The 17,832-nt window shown below is 69.9% G+C and carries 13 protein-coding genes and 1 tRNA gene; 10 read left to right on the top strand and 4 right to left on the bottom strand.

Going from position 1 to position 17,832, the window contains the following annotated elements; translation table 11 throughout:
* Positions 1-5: 5 nt before the first annotated feature.
* Genes WG923_RS05040 through WG923_RS05050 form a run of 3 tightly spaced genes read left to right on the top strand, consistent with a single transcriptional unit; the run spans position 6 to position 4,351 of the window.
* Positions 6-1,157, top strand: coding sequence for a branched-chain amino acid ABC transporter permease (locus WG923_RS05040; protein ID WP_340349850.1), 1,152 nt, complete (start codon positions 6-8; stop codon positions 1,155-1,157).
* Entirely contained in the window at positions 1,144-3,417 is a 2,274-nt protein-coding gene (locus WG923_RS05045; protein ID WP_445322895.1) for a 3-hydroxybutyrate oligomer hydrolase family protein, read from the top strand. Before WG923_RS05040 ends, WG923_RS05045 begins: the two co-directional genes overlap by 14 nt.
* Before the next feature lie 37 nt (positions 3,418-3,454).
* On the top strand, positions 3,455-4,351 hold the full coding sequence (locus tag WG923_RS05050; protein ID WP_340349851.1) for an alpha/beta fold hydrolase: 897 nt from the start codon (positions 3,455-3,457) through the stop codon (positions 4,349-4,351).
* Positions 4,352-4,582: 231 nt separating this feature from the next.
* Here the strand turns inward: WG923_RS05050 and hemH are convergent, their stop codons facing one another.
* Complete coding sequence (hemH, locus tag WG923_RS05055) at positions 4,583-5,686, bottom strand: ferrochelatase (protein ID WP_340349852.1); 1,104 nt, start codon at positions 5,684-5,686, stop codon at positions 4,583-4,585.
* A gap of 17 nt (positions 5,687-5,703) precedes the next feature.
* On the opposite strand from hemH, the gene WG923_RS05060 reads away from it, so the two are divergent.
* Positions 5,704-6,396, top strand: a complete 693-nt coding sequence (locus WG923_RS05060; protein ID WP_340349853.1) for an HAD family hydrolase — start codon at positions 5,704-5,706, stop codon at positions 6,394-6,396.
* Positions 6,397-6,521: 125 nt separating this feature from the next.
* Here the strand turns inward: WG923_RS05060 and hpnE are convergent, their stop codons facing one another.
* From hpnE to hpnC, 3 genes are read right to left on the bottom strand one after another with little or no spacing between them, the layout of a single operon-like run.
* Positions 6,522-7,799: a hydroxysqualene dehydroxylase HpnE gene (gene hpnE, locus WG923_RS05065; RefSeq protein WP_340349854.1), complete on the bottom strand. Its 1,278-nt coding sequence runs from the start codon at positions 7,797-7,799 to the stop codon at positions 6,522-6,524.
* A complete protein-coding gene (hpnD, locus tag WG923_RS05070; protein WP_340349855.1) occupies positions 7,796-8,638 on the bottom strand; it encodes a presqualene diphosphate synthase HpnD in 843 nt (280 codons plus the stop codon). The genes hpnE and hpnD overlap by 4 nt, the downstream gene beginning before the upstream one ends.
* A gap of 26 nt (positions 8,639-8,664) precedes the next feature.
* The gene (gene hpnC / locus WG923_RS05075) at positions 8,665-9,522 is read right to left on the bottom strand and encodes a squalene synthase HpnC (protein ID WP_340349856.1); all 858 of its coding nucleotides are present in this window, start codon (positions 9,520-9,522) and stop codon (positions 8,665-8,667) included.
* A 103-nt stretch (positions 9,523-9,625) separates the two neighbouring features.
* Between hpnC and WG923_RS05080 the strand changes: the two genes are divergently transcribed.
* The 6 genes from WG923_RS05080 to clpX all read left to right on the top strand — a co-directional run bounded on the left by WG923_RS05080 (position 9,626) and on the right by clpX (position 17,682).
* Complete coding sequence (locus tag WG923_RS05080) at positions 9,626-10,804, top strand: efflux RND transporter periplasmic adaptor subunit (RefSeq protein ID WP_340349857.1); 1,179 nt, start codon at positions 9,626-9,628, stop codon at positions 10,802-10,804.
* Positions 10,805-10,811: 7 nt separating this feature from the next.
* A complete protein-coding gene (locus WG923_RS05085; RefSeq protein WP_340349858.1) occupies positions 10,812-13,982 on the top strand; it encodes an efflux RND transporter permease subunit in 3,171 nt (1,056 codons plus the stop codon).
* A 73-nt stretch (positions 13,983-14,055) separates the two neighbouring features.
* A tRNA-Leu gene (locus WG923_RS05090) sits at positions 14,056-14,142 on the top strand.
* 26 nt (positions 14,143-14,168) lie between these two features.
* Positions 14,169-15,518 carry a trigger factor gene (gene tig / locus WG923_RS05095; RefSeq protein WP_340349859.1) on the top strand — a complete coding sequence of 450 codons (1,350 nt, stop codon included), beginning with the start codon at positions 14,169-14,171 and terminating at the stop codon, positions 15,516-15,518.
* A 122-nt stretch (positions 15,519-15,640) separates the two neighbouring features.
* Complete coding sequence (clpP, locus tag WG923_RS05100; RefSeq protein ID WP_340349860.1) at positions 15,641-16,249, top strand: ATP-dependent Clp endopeptidase proteolytic subunit ClpP; 609 nt, start codon at positions 15,641-15,643, stop codon at positions 16,247-16,249.
* Between the two features lie 167 nt (positions 16,250-16,416).
* Entirely contained in the window at positions 16,417-17,682 is a 1,266-nt protein-coding gene (gene clpX / locus WG923_RS05105; protein ID WP_340349861.1) for an ATP-dependent Clp protease ATP-binding subunit ClpX, read from the top strand.
* Positions 17,683-17,832 lie beyond the last annotated feature (150 nt).

Here is a 17,832-nt window from a genome sequence, read left to right on the forward strand (position 1 = left end):
CCGCGATGCTGAACCGCCTGCTGTCCAACGACTACCCGCGCAGCCGCGTGCTGGGCGCGATCCTCGTGCTGCTGTTCCTCGCTCTGGCCTTCCAGCCTTTCCTGGTTCCCGGCATCAAGGCGCTGAACGTGGCGGCCAAGATCCTGGTATTCATCGTGCTGGTGGCCAGCTTCGACCTGCTGCTCGGGTACACGGGCATCGTGAGCTTCGCGCACACGATGTTCTTCGGCATCGGCGCCTATGGCGTGGCGATCGCGTCCACCCGCATGGGAGCGGGCTGGGGTGCGATCCTGCTCGGCACGCTGGCGGCGCTGGCACTGTTCGTGCTCGCGGCGGCGATCGGCCTGTTCTCGCTGCGCGTGCGCGCGATCTTCTTCTCGATGATCACGCTGGCGTTCGCGGCGGCGTTCCAGACGCTCGCCTCGCAGTTGTCCGAATTCACCGGCGGCGAGGACGGCCTGACCTTCAAGATGCCGGAGGTGCTGTCGCCGGGATTCACGCTCTCCGACACGCCGGTCCTGGGCCTCACGCTCGACGGCCGCATCGTCTGCTACTACCTGCTGTTCGCCACCTGCGTGGTGCTGTTCCTGGCCTTGCTGCGCATCGTGAATTCGCCCTTCGGCCGCGTGCTGCAGGCGATCCGCGAGAACGAGTTCCGCGCCGAGGCGATCGGCTACCGGGTGGTCGTGTACCGCACCGTCTCCAGCATCCTGTCGGCGCTGTTCGCCACGCTGGCGGGCGCGATGCTGGCCATCTGGCTGCGCTACAACGGGCCGGACACGACGCTCTCCTTCGAGATCATGCTGGACGTGCTGCTGATCGTGGTGATCGGTGGCATGGGCACGATCTACGGCGCGGCCATCGGCTCGGGCCTGTTCCTCGTCGCGCAAAGCTACCTGCAGGACCTGCTGCGGCTGGCCAGCGGCGCGGTTGCGGGCCTGCCCTGGCTCGCCGCGCTGCTCTCGCCGGACCGTTGGCTGCTGTGGCTGGGGCTGCTGTTCGTGCTCTCGGTCTACTACTTTCCCACCGGCGTGGTGGGACGGCTGCGCGCGTTGCGCGCCACCACTCCGACTTCCCCTCCTTCCCCCACCGCGGCCGCTGCGGCCGCATCCCACCCCACCAAGAGCAAGCAAGGAGACTACGTTGAGAACAACTGATCCTGCCCGCGCGGCCGTGCGCCGCCTCGTTCCGCTCTGTGCCATCACGGCCGCCGTCCTGGCCGGATGTGGCGGCGGCTCCTCTGCCACCGACGACAGCGGCGCGGCTTCGCTCCTGAGTTCCTCGCCACGCGGCAGGTCGCCGATCCTGATCGAGGTGCCGGGACGGGGTAAGCCGCTGCAGGTGACGCAGCACAGCGTCACCGTGTATCCGGCCACTTCGGTCGGCAGCGGCGCGACGCCGGCCGAGCAGGACCTGCTCACTGGCGGCCTCGGCAAGACAGGGCTGGGAGCGGCCCTGCCTCCTGGGTACGCCGACGCGGCGAACCCCACGGCGGCGGAGCTGCGTCGCAACGCGCTGCATGGGAATTACCGTGCCATCCTCGATCCCTCGGCCGCCGGCGGCTACGGTCGCTTCTATGGCCCGAACATCAGTGTCGACGGAACCGTCACCACGGGGGAAGGGCTGATCCCCGGCGTCGAATACCTGGCGTCCCTCGATGACGGCGGTGGACGCAAGCGCGTCGTGATGGCGGTGCAGATCCCGGACAGCTTCGATACCGCGGCCCCCTGCCTGGTGCTCGGGCCGTCGTCGGGCTCGCGCGGTGTCTACGGCGCGATCGGCACGTCGGGCGAGTGGGGCCTGAAGCACGGCTGCGCGGTGGCGCTGACTGACGCCGGCAAGGGGGTAGGCCTGCACGACCTGCAGAACGACACGGTCAACAAGGTGGACGGCACGCGGGCCACGCGGGCGGCGGCGGGATCGCTGGCCCAGTTCGCCGCCGACGTCGGCGACGCGGCACTGGCCGCGTTCAACGCCGTGCTGCCGAACCGCTTTGCGCTCAAGCACGTGCACTCGCAGCAGAACCCGGAGAAGGACTGGGGCAGCGACACGCTGGCGGCCGCCCAGTACGCCTTCTTCGCGCTGGAAGACCACTTCGCCCAGCGTGGCAAGTCGATGCGCTTCGACAAGTCCAACACGCTCGTGATCGCGGGCTCCGCCTCCAATGGCGGCGCCGCGGTGCTGCGTGCGGCCGAACTGGATCGCAGCGGGATCATCGACGGGGTGGTCGCATCGGAGCCCGTCACCGAGATCGCCGGGGCCTCCGGCTTCGGCGTGGCCTTGGGCGGCGCGCCGGTGGAGGGGTTCAAGACCCTCGCCGACTACGTCACCTACGGCAACCTGCTGCAGCCCTGTGCCGCGCTGGCGCCCGATGCCGCGATGAACGAGGTTTCGGTCTTCAACTTCATGCTCATCGCGGGCATGAACGCGCGCGCCCAGGCGCGTTGCGCCGGCCTGGCGGCGAAGGGCCTGGTCAGCGGCACGACGACGCAGGAACAGGCAGCCGACGCGCTCGCGAGGCTGCACGCCTACGGTTGGACGGTGGAACACGACCGCATGCACAACGCCCACTGGGGCCTCGGCAACGGCCCGATCCTGTCGGCGATGTATCCCGTCGCGTATGGCCGCTTCTCCGTCCTGGACAAGGTGTGCGACACCAGCTTCGCGGCGGTGAACGGGCTGGGCGACCCCGTCGCCGCGTCGGCGACCGCCGTCGCGCAGAGCTTCGCCACCGCCAACGGCACCGCCAACGGGACGCCGGTGACGCCGGTGTACGACGCCTCGCCGGGCGGCCCCAAGGCCTGGCAGCTGGCGCGCTCGGCTTCGACGGGGGCGCTCGATTTCGGCCTGGACACCGCGCTGTGCCAGCGGGCGCTGGTCACGGGAGCCGATCCGGTCACCGGGGCACCGCTCACCGCCAGCAGCACGCCCACGCTCGCGCAAAGCCAGGCTGTGCAGGCCGGCATCGCGGAGGTCCACGTGGACGGCGATCTCCGCGGCACGCCCACGGTGATCGTCGCCGGCCGCAGCGATGCGCTGGTGCCGGTGAACAACAACGCGCGGGCGTACGCGGCGCTGAACCGGTCCCGCGAAGGGCGCAAGAGCAACCTGCGGTACGTGGAGGCCACGAATGCACAGCACTTCGACACCTTCATTCCCCTGTCAGGCTTCGACAACCGCTTCGTGCCGCTGCACGTGTACTTCAACCAGGCGATGGACATGATGTATGCGCACCTGCGCAACGGCGCCGCTCTGCCGCCGAGCCAGGTGGTGCGCACCACGCCTCGGGGCGGCACGCCGAGCCTCGTGGTTCCCGCACCGGCCCTGACCGCGACCAACATCCCCCCGATCAGCGCGACCCCCGCGGCCGGTGACCGCATCGGCTTCACCGGCACCACGCTGACGGTGCCGCAATAGAGAAGGGGCGGCTCGCCGCCCCGGGAGGAGGACCCGCATGCACTGCACATCCAACTACGTCACCTGCGCGGGGCGCGAGATCCACTTCACCGAGTGGGGCGCGCAGCATGCACCGACGGTGATCGCGTGGCACGGCCTCGCGCGCACCGGCCGGGACATGGACGAACTCGCGCAGGCCCTGTGCGGGCGCTTCCGGGTGATCTGCCCGGATACGCTCGGGCGGGGCCTGAGCCAGTGGAGCCCGGACCCCGGCAACGAGTACTGCCTCGCCTTCTACGCGCGCCTGGCGGCGGACCTGTTCGAGCGGCTGGGGATCGCGCGGGCGCATTGGGTGGGCACCTCGATGGGCGGCGCGATCGGCACCGTGTGCGCGGCGGGCGTGCTGCAGCCGCAGCTCGCGGGGCGCATCCAGAGCCTCGTGCTCAATGACAACGCGCCGCGGCTGGCGCAGGCGGCGATCGAGCGCATCCGCGCGTATGCCGGCAATCCGCCGGCCTTCGCGAGCATGGCGGAACTCGAGGCCTTCTTCCGGCAGGTGTACAAGCCGTACGGGTGGCTCAGCGACGCGCAGTGGCGCCGGCTGGCCGAGACCTCGATGCGCCGCCTGCCTGACGGGCGCGTGACGCCGCACTACGACCCTGCGATGGTCCGCCAGTTCATCGACCATCCGCGCGACTACGACCTGTGGGAGCACTACGACCGGCTGCGCATCCCGGTGCTGCTGCTGCGCGGAGCGGAGTCGGACCTGGTGCTGCCCGACGCGGCCGCGGAGATGCTGACGCGCGGGCCCGGCGTGCTGGGGCTGGCGCGTGTCGTGGAAGTGCCCGGCTGCGGGCATGCGCCGGCGCTGAACGTGGCGGAGCAGCTGGAGCTGGTGCAGGGGTTCATCGAGCAGGCGGAGTCGGCGGTGGCGCAGGGAACCGCGGTCTCGTAGGCTGGTGGTGACCGGAGGGAACGCCAGCTTGGCTGCGGCGCCCCGGAGGGAACGCCAGCTTGGCTGCGGCGCCCCGGAGGGAACGCCGCTTCGCTGCGCTCGCGCAAACGCTGGGGTTCCTTCGTCACCCCCAGCCTACGCGGACGCGCCCAGCCTACGCGGACGCGCCCAGCCTACGCGGACGCCCGCAGCCTACGCGGACGCCCGCAGCCTACGCGGACGCCCCCAAGCCTACGCCGACGCCCCCAGCTTCATCGCGCGCTCCTTCTGCGCCGCCAGCTCCTTCGGCTCGGCGACCGCCCGGGTGTCCCATCCCCCCAGGTGCTGCACCGTGATGTTCCCCAGCGCCGCGATCCACTCCGTCTCGTCGTTCAGGCACGGGATGTAGCGGTACTCCTTGCCGCCGTTGGCAAGGAAGGCGTCGCGCACCTCCATCCCGATCTCCTCCAGCGTCTCCAGGCAGTCCGCCACGAAACCGGGGCAGACCACGTCGAGGCGCTCCACGCCCTTGCGCGCGAGCGCTTCGACGGTGGGCTGCGTGTAGGGCTCCAGCCACTTGGCCTTGCCGAAGCGCGACTGGAAGCTCAGCGTGTACTGGTCGGGCGCGAGCTGCAGCCATTCGGCCAGCAGCCGCGCCGTCTTGCGGCATTCGCAGTGGTAGGGGTCGCCCAGGTGCAGCGTGCGCTCGGGCACGCCGTGGAAGCTCATGACCAGGTGGTCGGGCCGCCCGTTCTCGCGCCAGTGGCGCTCGATGCGATGCGCCAGCGCCTGCATGTAGCCGCGGTCGTCGTGGTAGCGGTTCACGAAGCGCAGCTCGGGGATGTTGCGGCGCGTGCGCGTCCAGTCCGCCACCGCGTCGATCACGCTCGCCGTGGTGGTGCCGGAATATTGCGGATAGGCCGTGAGCACCAGGATGCGGTTGGCGCCCGCATCGGCCAGCGCATCGAGCTCCCGGCCGATCGCGGGGCTGCCGTAGCGCATCGCGTAGGCCACGCGCACGCGGTGGCCGTGCTCGCCGAGCCAACCTTGCAGGCGCCTGGCCTGCCGCTCGGTCCACACCTTCAGCGGCGAGCCTTCCGGCGTCCAGATCTTCCGGTACTTCTGCGCCGACTGGCGCGAGCGCAGCGGCAGGATCGCGCCGTACAGGATCGGCAGCCAGGCCGCGCGCGGGATCTCCACCACGCGCGCATCGCTCAGGAATTCGGCCAGGTAGCGGCGCACCGCCTCGGGCGTGGGGGCATCGGGCGTGCCGAGGTTGCACAGCAGGACGGCGGTGAAGGGCGCCTGCCCGTGCTGGTGGGCGGGCGTTTGCAGGGGACGATCGGTCACGGGCATGCGGTATTCTCGCCGCCATGCTCGACCCCGGGAAAATCAGCGCGGTCACGATCGACCTGGACGACACGCTCTGGCCCATCTGGCCCACCATCGAGCGGGCCGAGAAGGCGCTGCACGACTGGCTCACCCTCCACGCGCCCATGACGGCGGCACTGTTCTCCAGCCCGCCGGCGCTGCGCGAGATCCGCGAGGAGATGGGCCGCTCCCGGCCCGACCTCAAGCACGACATGAGCACGCTGCGGCGCGAATCGATCCGGCTCGCGCTCCACCGCGCCGGCGAGGACACGCGCCTGGCCGACCCGGCCTTCGAGGTGTTCTTCGCCGAGCGCCAGCGCGTGATGCTGTTCGAGGACGCGCTGCCGGCGCTGGAATTCCTGTCCGCCCGCTATCCGCTGGTGGCCCTGACCAACGGCAATGCGGACCTGGAGCGCATCGGCCTGGCCCGCTATTTCCGCGGCTGCGTCTGCGCGCGCGAGTTCGGCATCGGCAAGCCGGACCCGAGGATCTTCCACGCCGCCGCCGGCGTGGTGGACCTGTGGCCCGACCGCGTGCTGCACATCGGCGACGACGCGACGCTCGATGCGCTGGGCGCGCTCAATGCGGGCATGCAGGCCGCATGGGTGAACCGCGGAGACTCGGCGTGGCCGCACGAGCTGGAGCCGCACGTGACGGTGACGCATCTGTCCGAGCTGACGGACTTGTTTCCGTAGGCTGGCGCTGAGCCGCGCCAGCGCGCGAAGCCCAGCGCTGGGCGGCGGCGTGAAGCGCTGGGGTTCCGGCGCTGGCGCGCGTCACCCCAGCCTACGAAGCCGCGGCGGTGGTGCGTCACCCCGGCCTACGATCCGCCTTCCAGCAAACCGGCAACCTCCAGCCCCGAGCGCACCGCGCCTTCCAGCGTGGCGGGGTAGGGGCCTTGCACGTAGTCGCCGCAGGCCCACAGGCCGGGTGCGATCGCGGCCGGCGGCCGCTGCACGCCGGGCGTGCAGGCGAAGGTCGCACGCTTTTCCACCACGGTCTGGAGCGCCTGTACCGGCCAGCCCAGTGCCGCGGACTGCGCCAGCACGGCGCGCTCCAGCGCGTCCTTCTCCGTGGGGCTCGCGCTCACCACGAAGGCGAGCAGGCCCGGCGGGCCTCCGAGCTGGCTGCGGTCGAACACGAACTGCGCCGGCGCGCCCGGGCCGCTGCGCAGCGCCAGCAGCGGCAGGGGCAGCCGCGGCCCGCCGGTGACGTACACGGTGGCGATCGCCTCGAAGGCCAGCGCCTGCGTCGTCGCCAGCCACGCGTGCGCGGCTGTGCCGCTGGCCGCCACGAGGCGCGCGGCCTCGGTGGGCGGGCAGGCCAGCACCACGGCGTCGAAGGCTTCGCCATCCAGCGACCAGTGCCCGTCGTCGCTGCGCAGCGATTCGACCCGGCGACCCACGCGCACCTGCGTGCCGTGCGCAACGAGCCACGCCTGCGCGCGATCGGGCAGCACGCGCCCGAGATCCTGCCGCGGCAGCAGCAGGTTGGAGCCGCCCCAGCCGCGATGGCCGCGGCCGAACAGCGCATCGCCGACCACGCGCAGGAACACCTGCGCGCTGGAGCGCGCAGCCGGCGTGTTGAGCGCGGACACGCACAGCGGCTCGATGAGGTCCTCGCGCACGCGCGGCGTGAGATCGGCCGCGAGCTGCTCCACCGACAGCGACGGGTCGCACCGGAAGCGCGCGCGCTGCCACGCCTGCGACGCGCGCAGCAGCGAGAGCTTGTCCTGCCAGCGCCAGCCGCGCGCGAGGAGGATGCCCGCCGCGGCATCCCAGGGCGCGGGCCAGGCCGGCAGCGCGAGGCCGCTGCCGTCCGGGTGGCGCAGCACCAGCGGCATGCGCCACAGCACTTCCTGCGGCGCCACGCCGACGAACTCCATCAGGCGCAGGGTCTCGACATAGGCGCCGACCAGGATGTGCTGGCCGTTATCGAGCAGCGCCGTGCCGCCGCCAGGCAGCGGCACCGCGAGGGAACGCGCGCGGCCGCCCAGCGTGCGCGCCGCTTCGAAGAGCGTCACCGCGTGCCCGCCCCGCGTGGCCGCCACGGCCGCGGCGAGGCCCGCCCAGCCGGCGCCGACGACGGCGACCTTCACTCCATGCGTCCCAGCGCCTGCACCTTCCAGGCGAGCCAGAGCTTGCGCAGGGGCGTGAGGCTGATGCGCTGGTTCAGCACGCGGAAGTCCTCGTCCTCGATCTCGCGCAGCAGCGTGCGGTAGATGTTCGCCATCATCAGGCCCGGCTTCTGCGCCCGCCGGTCCTGCGCCGGCAGCAGGGCCAGCGCTTCCTCGTACAGCGCGTGGGCGCGCTGCGCCTGGAAGCGCATGAGCGCGGTGAAGCGCTCCGAGTACTTGCGCTGCAGGATCTCGTGCGCCTTCACCTCGAACTGCTGCAGTTCGTTGACGGGCAGGTAGATGCGCCCGCGCAGCGCGTCCTCGCCGACGTCGCGGATGATGTTGGTGAGCTGGAAGGCGAGCCCGAGCTTGTGCGCGTAGTCCGTGGTCTCGGGCCGCGACTGGCCGAAGATGCGCGCCGACACCTCGCCGACGACGCCGGCCACCAGGTGGCAGTAGCGCTGCAGCCCGTGGAAATCGAGGTAGCGCGTCTGCTCCAGGTCCATCTCGCAGCCGCGGATCACCGCCTGCAGCTGCTCCTGCTCGAGGCCGTAGACGGGCACGCTGGGCATCAGCGCGCGCATCACGGGATGCGAAGGCTCGCCCGCGAAGGCGCGCGCCACCTCGGTGTGCCACCACGCGAGCTTCGTGCGCGCCACGGCGGGATCGTTCACCTCGTCGACGACGTCGTCGACCTCGCGGCAGAAGGCATAGAAGGCCGTGATCGCCGCGCGGCGCGGCGCCGGCAGGAAGAGGAAGGCGTAATAGAAGCTGCTGCCGGAAGCGGCGGCCTTCTGCTGGACGTACTGTTCCGGCGTCATGGTCGATGGGGTTCGGGCCGTGATTCTCACATCCGCGCGGCCCGCCACAGCATGGCGGGCACGTCCAGGGGGCCGAGCTTCGGGCGCTGCTGCAGCGTGCGGAAGTGCAGGCGCTCGATGCGTTGCAGCACGCGCAGGCCGCCCTGGACCACCAGGCGCAGCTCCCAGCCGGCCCGGCTCGGCACCCGGTGCACCAGTGGCGCGCCGGAGAGCATCAGCTCGCGCGCCCACGTGCACAGCTGCGCCACCAGATCCGGCGCGCGCGGGTGTGCGGCCCAGGTGTGCGGCGCCTGCGGGTCGAGGCCGAAGGCGCGGCAGTCCTGCGCGGGCAGGTAGTAGCGCCCGCGCGGCACGTCCACGCCCAGGTCCTGCCAGAAGTTCACCAGCTGCAGCGCGCTGCAGATCGCATCGCTTTGCACGAGCGCCTGCGCGTCCCGCACGCCGTACAGGTGCAGCAGGAGGCGGCCCACCGGATCGGCGGAGCGGCTGCAGTACGCGAGCAGCTCCGCGCGGTCGGCGTAACCTTCGCCCGCCGCCGTCTTGCGCACATCCTGTTCGAAGGCGTAGAGCAGGCGTGCCAGCAACTCCGGCGGGAGGGCGAACGCGTCGATTGCGTCACGGAGCGCAGCAAAAACCGCCGGCCAGCGCCCGGAACCGGGCCGGCCGGAGAAGCAGGCTTGCAAATCGTTTCTATATGTTTCAAGATCAGCCAACCGTCGTGCTGCGGGGGCGTCGCCCTCGTCGGCCAGGTCGTCCGCGGTGCGGGCGAACCAGTAGATCGCGGCGACCGGCGGGCGCAGCCCGGGAGGGCAGAGCCATGAGGCAACGGGGAAGTTTTCGTAATGCTCGACCGGGCGGAGCCGGCCGTCGGGCGCTGTGGTCACGCCGCGGATTGTCGCTTGACGTGGCTGAGCCTTTTTTCTAGATTACTAACCGGTCAGTCAGTAAGGCCCTCTACCGTCTCTTCGCCCACGCCCATCCCGCCGCATGCACCTCGTTTCCTCTTCCCGACTGACCCTCTGGTGCGCCGCCATGCTGGCGGCCGCGGCCGTGGCCGGCTGTTCGCGGCCCCAGGCCGCGCCGGAACCGCTGCGCTCCGTGAAGGTGTTCACGGTGAGTGCCTCCGGCCCCACGCTGCAGCAGGAGTTCGCGGGCGAGGTGCGGCCACGCGTCGAGGCGCGCCTGGGCTTCCGCGTGGGCGGCAAGATCGTCCGGCGCCAGGCGGAGGCCGGCCAGCACGTCAAGGCCGGCGCGCTGCTGGCCCAGCTGGACCCGCAGGACTTCCGGCTGGCCGCGGATGCGGCGCGCGCGCAGGTCGCGGCCGCCGCCACCAACCGCGACCTGGCCGCCGCCGACTACAAGCGCTACGTGACGCTGCGCGAGCAGAATTTCATCAGCGGTGCCGAACTGGAGCGGCGCGAGACGGCGCTGAAGGCGGCGCAGGCCCAGCTCGAACAGGCGCAGGCGCAGCTCTCGGCGCAAGGCAACCAGGCGCGCTACGCGAACCTGGTGGCGGATGTGTCGGGCGTCGTCACGGCCGTCGAGGCCGAGCCCGGGCAGGTCGTGGCCGCCGGCACGCCGGTGGTCCGCATCGCGGTGGATGGCCCGCGCGACGTGGTGTTCGCCGTGCCGGAGGACAAGCTGGCGGCCGTGCGCGCCGGCACCGAGGTTGTCGTGCGGGTGTGGGCGGGCAGCGAGACGCTCGCCGGCCGCGTGCGCGAAATCGCCGCCAGCGCCGATCCCGTCACGCGCACGTATTCGGTGAAGGTGCTGCTGGAGGGGGCGCGCCAGCCGCCGCTGGGCGCCACGGTGGCCGTGCTGCCGCAGGCCCCGATCCCCTCCGTGGCGCAGGTGATCCGCATCCCCACCAGCGCGCTGCGCCAGGAAGGGCGGGGCAGCGCGGTGTGGGTGCTGGACCGGCAGACCATGACGATCAGGTCGCAGCAAGTGCAGGTCGCGTCCGCCGACGGCAACGAGGCGGTGATCGCCTCCGGGCTGGCGCCGGGCATGGTGGTCGTCTCCGCCGGCGTGCACGTGCTCGCGCCGGGGCAGAAGGTCACGGTCTGGCAGGACAAGACCTCGGCCCTGCCGGCGCTGGCCACCCAGGGAGCCGGCGCCAGCGCGCCGGCCCTGGCGACCGCCACGCTGACCTCCGCGACGCGCTGAGGACTGCATGAGCGACGTTCCGAACCGGGAGCGCTTCAACCTCTCGCGCTGGGCACTGCGGCGGCCCGCGCTCACGCGCTACCTGATGATCGTGCTGATGGTGCTGGGCGTGGCGGCCTACTTCCAGCTCGGGCAGGACGAGGATCCGCCGTTCACCTTCCGCGCGATGATCATGCGGGTGTTCTGGCCCGGCGCCACCGCGCAGCAGGTCGCCGAGCAGGTCACCGACAAGCTCGAACGCACGCTGCAGGAGGTGCCGCACGCCGACATCATCCGCAGCTACTCCAAGCCCGGCGAGGCGCTGGTGGTGCTGGTGCTGCGCGAATCCGCGCCGCCGGCCGAAGTGCCGCAGGTCTGGTACACGGTGCGCAAGAAGATCGGGGACATGCGCGCCACGCTGCCGGGCGGCGTGATCGGGCCGTTCTTCAATGACGAATACGGCGACGTGTTCGGCGTGATCTACGCGCTGGAGGCGGACAAAGGCTACAGCTACGCGGAGGTGAAGACCTTCGCGGACGACGTGCGGCAGCAGCTGCTGCGCGTGCCCGACGTCGCGAAGGTCGAACTGTTCGGCGTGCAGGACGAGAAGATCTACCTGGAGATCTCCCAGAAGCGCCTGGCGCAGCTCGGGCTGGACTTCAACCAGGTGCTGGCGCAGCTCGGGCAGCAGAACGCGGTGGAATCGGCCGGCGCCGTGCAGACGCCGCAGGAAGTGGTGCAGGTGCGCGTGGGCGGCCAGTTCGAGGCCGTCGACCAGCTCAAGGCGATGCCGATCCGCGGCACCTCGGGCAGCCAGCTCCGGCTGGCCGACATCGCCGAAGTCAGGCGCGGCTACGTCGACCCGCCGCAGGTGAAGGTGCGCCACGGCGGCAAGGAGGTGATCGCGCTCGGCGTTTCGATGGCCAAGGGCGGCGACATCATCCGCCTGGGCAAGTCGCTCAAGGCGTCGGTGGGCCGCATCGACGACAGCCTGCCCGCCGGCATCCGCCTGGTGCAGGTGCAGGACCAGCCGAAGGTCGTCTCCACCTCCGTCAACGAGTTCATCAAGACGCTGATCGAGGCCGTGGTGATCGTGCTGGGCGTGAGCTTCATCAGCCTGGGCTTGCATCGCCGCGCCGGCACCGGCCTGCCGCTGTGGAAGCGCTGGTACGTGGACATGCGTCCGGGCCTGGTGGTCGCGATCACGATCCCGCTGGTGCTGGCCATGACCTTCCTGGCGATGCACTACTGGGGCATCGGGCTGCACAAGATCTCGCTGGGCTCGCTGATCATCGCGCTGGGCCTGCTGGTGGACGACGCCATCATTGCCGTGGAGATGATGGTGCGCAAGATGGAGGAGGGCTACGACAAGGTCCGCGCCGCCACCTTCGCGTACGAGGTGACCGCGATGCCGATGCTCACCGGCACGCTGATCACCGCCGCCGGCTTCCTGCCGATCGGCATGGCGAAGTCCACGGTGGGCGAATACACCTTCGCGATCTTCGGCGTGACCGTCGTGGCGCTGGTGCTGAGCTGGTTCGTGTCGGTGTTCTTCGTGCCCTACCTGGGCACCGTGCTGCTGAAGGAAAAGCCGGTGTCGGCGGAGCACCGCGAGCACTTCGACACGCCCTTCTACCGGCGCTTCCGCGCCACGGTGGACTGGTGCGTGGAGCACCGCTGGATCACGATCGCCGCCACGCTGCTCACGTTCGCGCTCGGCGTGGGCGGCATGCGGCTGGTGCAGCAGCAGTTCTTCCCCGATTCCAGCCGCGCGGAGATCCTGGTCGACCTGTGGGCGCCGGAGGGCACCTCCTACGCGGCCACCGAGGAAGTCGCCAAGCGCTTCGAAAAGCGCATGCTGGCGATGCCGGAGGTGGTGGACGTGACGAGCTGGGTGGGGGCGGGGGTGCCGCGCTTCTACCTGCCGCTGGACCAGATCTTCCCGCAAAGCAACGTCTCGCAGATGATCATCCAGCCGCGCGACCTCGCCACCCGCGAGGCGCTGCGCGTGCGGCTGCCGGCCCTGCTGGCGCAGGAGTTCCCGGAGGTGCGCGCCCGCGTGAAGCTGCTGGCCACCGGGCCGCCGGTGCCGTACCCGGTGCAGTTCCGCGTCGTCGGGCCCGAGCCGCTGGCGCTGCGCGAGCGCGCCGACGAAGTGAAGGCGGCCATGCGCGCCAGCCCCAACACGCGCGGCGTGAACGACAACTGGAACGAGGCGGTCAAGGTGATGCGCCTGGACATCGACCAGGCCAAGGCGCGCGCGCTGGGCGTGACCAGCCAGTCGATCGCGCAGGCGAGCCGCACCATCCTGAGCGGCACGCCGGTCGGCCAGTTCCGCGAGGGCGACAAGCTGATCGACATCGTGCTGCGCCAGCCGCTGGAGGAGCGCAACGCGATCAGCGACATCGCCAATGCCTACCTGCCGACCGCCTCGGGCAAGTCGATTCCGCTGACGCAGATCGCGCGGCCGGTGTTCACCTGGGAGCCGGGCGTGATCTGGCGCGAGGGGCGCAACTACGCGATCACCGTGCAGTCGGACATCGTCGAGGGCCTGCAGGGCGCCACCGTGACGGCGGAACTGCTGCCGAAGCTGAAGGCGCTGGAGGCCAGCTGGCCGCAGGGCTACCGCATCCAGGTCTCGGGCGCGGTGGAGGAAAGCGGCAAGGGATCGTCGTCCATCGCGGTGGGCGTGCCGGTGATGCTGTTCATCGTGTTCACGCTGCTGATGCTGCAGTTGCAGAGCTTCAGCCGCGCGATGCTGGTGTTCCTGACCGGGCCGCTCGGGATCGCGGGCGTGGCCGGCTCGCTGCTGGTGCTGAACCGGCCGTTCGGCTTCGTGGCGCTGCTGGGCGTGATCGCGCTCATGGGCATGATCCAGCGCAATTCCGTGATCCTGATCGACCAGATCGAGCAGGACCGCCGCCGCGGCGTGCCGGCCTGGAACGCCATCGTCGAAGCGGCGGTGCGGCGGCTGCGCCCCATCGTGCTGACGGCGGCCGCCGCGGTGCTGGCGATGATCCCGCTCTCGCGCTCGGTGTTCTGGGGGCCGATGGCGGTGGCGATCATGGGCGGGCTGGTGGTGGCCACCTTGCTGACCCTGCTGGCGCTGCCGGCGATGTATGCGGCGTGGTTCCGGGTGAAGCGGGAGGATTCCCGCCCTGCCGCACCGGCTGCGGCCGTAGCACCTGCATACGGCTAAAATCACCGGTTGACCGGATTCGAGCGGGCGGTCGAGGTCGATCCTCGCCGTCCGCTTTCCCTTTCAGTGACCTGCGCGGGTGGCGAAATTGGTAGACGCACCAGGTTTAGGTCCTGACGCCCTCACGGGCGTGTCGGTTCGAGTCCGACCCCGCGCACCACGCGTTTTTTCCAACCGAGATTGATCATGGCCGTGACCGTAGAAACCCTGGACAAGCTGGAACGCAAGATGACGTTGACCCTGCCCGTCAACGCGATCCAGTCGGAAGTCGACCAGCGCCTGAAGAAGCTGGCGCGCACCGTGAAGATGGACGGTTTCCGCCCCGGCAAGGTGCCGCTGTCGGTCGTGGCGCAGCGCTATGGCTATTCGGTGCACTACGAGGTCATGAACGACAAGGTGGGCGAGGCCTTCGCCGCCGCCGCCAACGAGGCCAAGCTGCGCGTGGCCGGCCAGCCGAAGATCACCGAGAAGGAAGGCGCCCCCGAGGGCGAGCTGGCCTTCGACGCGGTGTTCGAGGTGTACCCCGAGGTGAAGATCGGCGAGCTGGCCGAAGCCGACATCGAGCGCATCAGCAGCGACGTGAGCGACGCCGCCATCGACCGCACGCTGGACATCCTGCGCAAGCAGCGCCGCACCTTCGCCCAGCGCCCGCAGGACGCCGGCGCCGAAGCCGGTGACCGCGTCACCGTGGACTTCGAAGGCAAGATCGACGGCGAGCCCTTCGAGGGCGGCAAGGCCGAAGCCTTCCAGTTCATGGTCGGCGAAGGCCAGATGCTCAAGGAGTTCGACGAGGCCGTGCGCGGCATGAAGGCCGGCGAGAGCAAGACCTTCCCGCTCGCCTTCCCGGCGGACTACCACGGCAAGGACGTGGCGGGCAAGACGGCCGACTTCATGGTCACCGTCAGGAAGATCGAGGGCTCGAACCTGCCGGAGGTGAACGAGGCCTTCGCCAAGGCGCTGGGCATCGCCGACGGCACCGTCGAGGCGCTGCGCGCCGACATCCGCCGCAACCTCGAGCGCGAAGTGAAGTTCCGCCTGCTGGCCCGCAACAAGCAGGCCGCGATGGACGCGCTGATCGCCCGCTCCGAGCTGGACCTGCCGAACTCGATCGTCAAGAACGAGATCGACCGCCTGATCGAGATGCAGCGCAACGAGCTCAAGCAGCGTGGCCTGAAGGACGCCGACAAGCTGCCGATCCCCGAGGACATCGTGCGCCCGCAGGCCGAGCGCCGCGTGCGCCTGGGCCTGGTGGTGGCCGAACTGGTGCGCGCCAACGGCCTGGAAGCCAAGCCGGAACAGATCAAGCAGCACATCGAGGAACTGGCCGCCAGCTACGAGCGCCCGGCGGACGTCGTGCGCTGGTACTACAGCGACAATCGCCGCCTGGCCGAGGTGGAAGCGATCGTGATCGAGAATAACGTGACGGACTTCATCCTCACGAAGGCCAAGGTCACGGAGAAGAAGGTCGACTTCGACGAGCTGATGGGCCAGCAGACGCCGGCCGTCGAGGCGCCCGAAGCGCCGCCGGCGGCGTAAACGGACCAGAAGCGGCCTGCAGGCCGCGTCCTGGCGGGGCCTGGGGGGCTTGTCAAAGCCCTGCCAGGCCCCAACTCCATTCAGGCTAAAGTACAGCCAACCAACGGAGCCAAATTCCCCCCATGAGCGCACTTGATACCCAGGGCCTGGGCCTGATCCCCATGGTCATCGAGCAGTCCGGCCGCGGCGAGCGGTCGTACGACATCTATTCGCGCCTGCTGCGCGAGCGCGTGATCTTCATGGTGGGCCCGGTCAACGACCAGACCGCCAACCTGGTGGTCGCCCAGCTGCTGTTCCTGGAATCCGAGAACCCGGACAAGGACATCTCGCTGTACATCAACTCCCCGGGCGGCAGCGTCAGCGCCGGCATGGCGATCTACGACACGATGAACTTCATCAAGCCGGCGGTCTCCACCCTGTGCACCGGCATGGCCGCCTCCATGGGCGCCTTCCTGCTGGCGGCCGGCGAGAAGGGCAAGCGCTTCGCGCTGCCCAACTCCAAGATCATGATCCACCAGCCCCTGGGCGGCATGCAGGGCCAGGCGACGGACATCGAGATCCACGCCCGCGACATCCTGCGGACCAAGGGCACCCTGAACAAGATCCTGGCGGAGCGCACCGGGCAGCCGCTGGAGAAGATCGAACGCGACACCGACCGGGACTATTTCCTGGAAGCCGAAGAAGCGAAGGCCTACGGCCTGGTGGACCAGGTCATCGCGAAGCGGCCGTAAGGCCGCTGGCGGCGGCCCGACGGCCGCTTCGCAGGGGCTAGGGCCTAGGGGCCAGGGACTAGGGGAAAACCGGGGGATCGCCCCGGTCTTACAACACCCCTGGCCCCTAACCCCTAGGCCCTAGCCCCTTTCCCCTTATCATTGACGCAACTCACCTGTTACACAAAATGGCCGACCGAAAAGGCTCCTCCAGCGAGAAGACGCTGTATTGCTCGTTCTGCGGGAAGAGCCAGCACGAGGTCAAGAAACTCATCGCGGGGCCGTCGGTCTTCATCTGCGACGAGTGCATCGACCTGTGCAACGAGATCATCCGCGACGAGCTTCCCGCGGGCGACGAACAGCGCGAGGCCCGCGGCGACCTGCCGACGCCCGCCGAGATCAAGGCCAACCTCGACAACTACGTGATCGGCCAGGAGCCCGCCAAGCGCGCGCTCTCGGTGGCGGTCTACAACCACTACAAGCGCCTGCGCCACAAGGACAAGGCGAAGAAGGACGAAGTCGAGCTCACCAAGAGCAACATCCTCCTGATCGGCCCCACCGGTTCGGGCAAGACGCTGCTGGCGCAGACGCTCGCGCGCATGCTGGACGTGCCCTTCGTGATGGCCGACGCCACCACGCTGACGGAAGCCGGCTACGTCGGCGAGGACGTCGAGAACATCATCCAGAAGCTGCTGCAGAACTGCAACTACGAGGTGGAGCGGGCGCAGCGCGGCATCGTGTACATCGACGAGATCGACAAGATCTCGCGCAAGAGCGACAACCCCTCGATCACGCGCGACGTCTCGGGCGAGGGCGTGCAGCAGGCGCTGCTCAAGCTGATCGAAGGCACGATGGCCAGCGTGCCGCCGCAGGGCGGGCGCAAGCACCCGAACCAGGACTTCCTGCAGATCGACACGACCAACATCCTGTTCATCTGCGGCGGCGCGTTCGCGGGCCTGGAAAAGGTGATCGAGCAGCGCACCGAAACCTCCGGCATGGGATTCTCCGCCACCGTCAAGACGAAGAAGGAGCGCAGCCTCTCGGACATGTTCCGCGAGGTGGAGCCGGAAGACCTGATCAAGTTCGGCCTGATCCCCGAACTGGTGGGCCGCCTGCCGGTGGTCACCACGCTGACCGAGCTGTCCGAAGACGCGCTGGTGCAGATCCTGACCGAGCCGAAGAACGCCATGGTCAAGCAGTACGCCAAGCTGCTGTCGATGGAAGGGGTCGAGCTGGAGGTGCGGCCCAGCGCGCTCAAGGCGATCGCCCGCAAGGCGCTGAACCGCAAGACCGGCGCGCGCGGCCTGCGCTCGATCCTGGAGCAGTCGCTGATCGACACGATGTTCGAACTGCCGAACATCAGCAACGTCGAGAAGGTGGTGGTCGACGAGAACACCATCGAGGAAAACAAGCCTCCGCTGCTGGTGTACCGCGAAGCGGCCAAGAAGGCCTGATGACCCGGGCCGGGCGCTTTCGCAACGATCGCACGCCGGCCCGCTTCGCTTTTTTCCTTACGATGCGACCTTGCGGCCCCCATGGTGGCGCTGCCGGGTTGAAAATGTCCCGAAACCGGCCATCTATGGCTGGTCACTATGAGGATTGCC

It is taken from the genome of Ramlibacter sp. AN1133 (genome assembly GCF_037890035.1).
In the GTDB taxonomy this organism is placed as follows: Bacteria; Pseudomonadota; Gammaproteobacteria; order Burkholderiales; family Burkholderiaceae_C; genus Ramlibacter.

Coding starts and splice junctions, on each gene's coding strand:
- WG923_RS05085 (WP_340349858.1), top strand. CDS start 10,812: ATGAGCGACGTTCCGAACCGGGAGCGCTTCAACCTCTCGCGCTGGGCA.
- WG923_RS05080 (WP_340349857.1), top strand. CDS start 9,626: ATGCACCTCGTTTCCTCTTCCCGACTGACCCTCTGGTGCGCCGCCATG.
- WG923_RS05060 (WP_340349853.1), top strand. CDS start 5,704: ATGCTCGACCCCGGGAAAATCAGCGCGGTCACGATCGACCTGGACGAC.
- hemH (WP_340349852.1), bottom strand. CDS start 5,686: ATGCCCGTGACCGATCGTCCCCTGCAAACGCCCGCCCACCAGCACGGG.
- clpX (WP_340349861.1), top strand. CDS start 16,417: ATGGCCGACCGAAAAGGCTCCTCCAGCGAGAAGACGCTGTATTGCTCG.
- hpnD (WP_340349855.1), bottom strand. CDS start 8,638: ATGACGCCGGAACAGTACGTCCAGCAGAAGGCCGCCGCTTCCGGCAGC.
- tig (WP_340349859.1), top strand. CDS start 14,169: ATGGCCGTGACCGTAGAAACCCTGGACAAGCTGGAACGCAAGATGACG.
- clpP (WP_340349860.1), top strand. CDS start 15,641: ATGAGCGCACTTGATACCCAGGGCCTGGGCCTGATCCCCATGGTCATC.
- WG923_RS05040 (WP_340349850.1), top strand. CDS start 6: ATGCTGAACCGCCTGCTGTCCAACGACTACCCGCGCAGCCGCGTGCTG.
- WG923_RS05050 (WP_340349851.1), top strand. CDS start 3,455: ATGCACTGCACATCCAACTACGTCACCTGCGCGGGGCGCGAGATCCAC.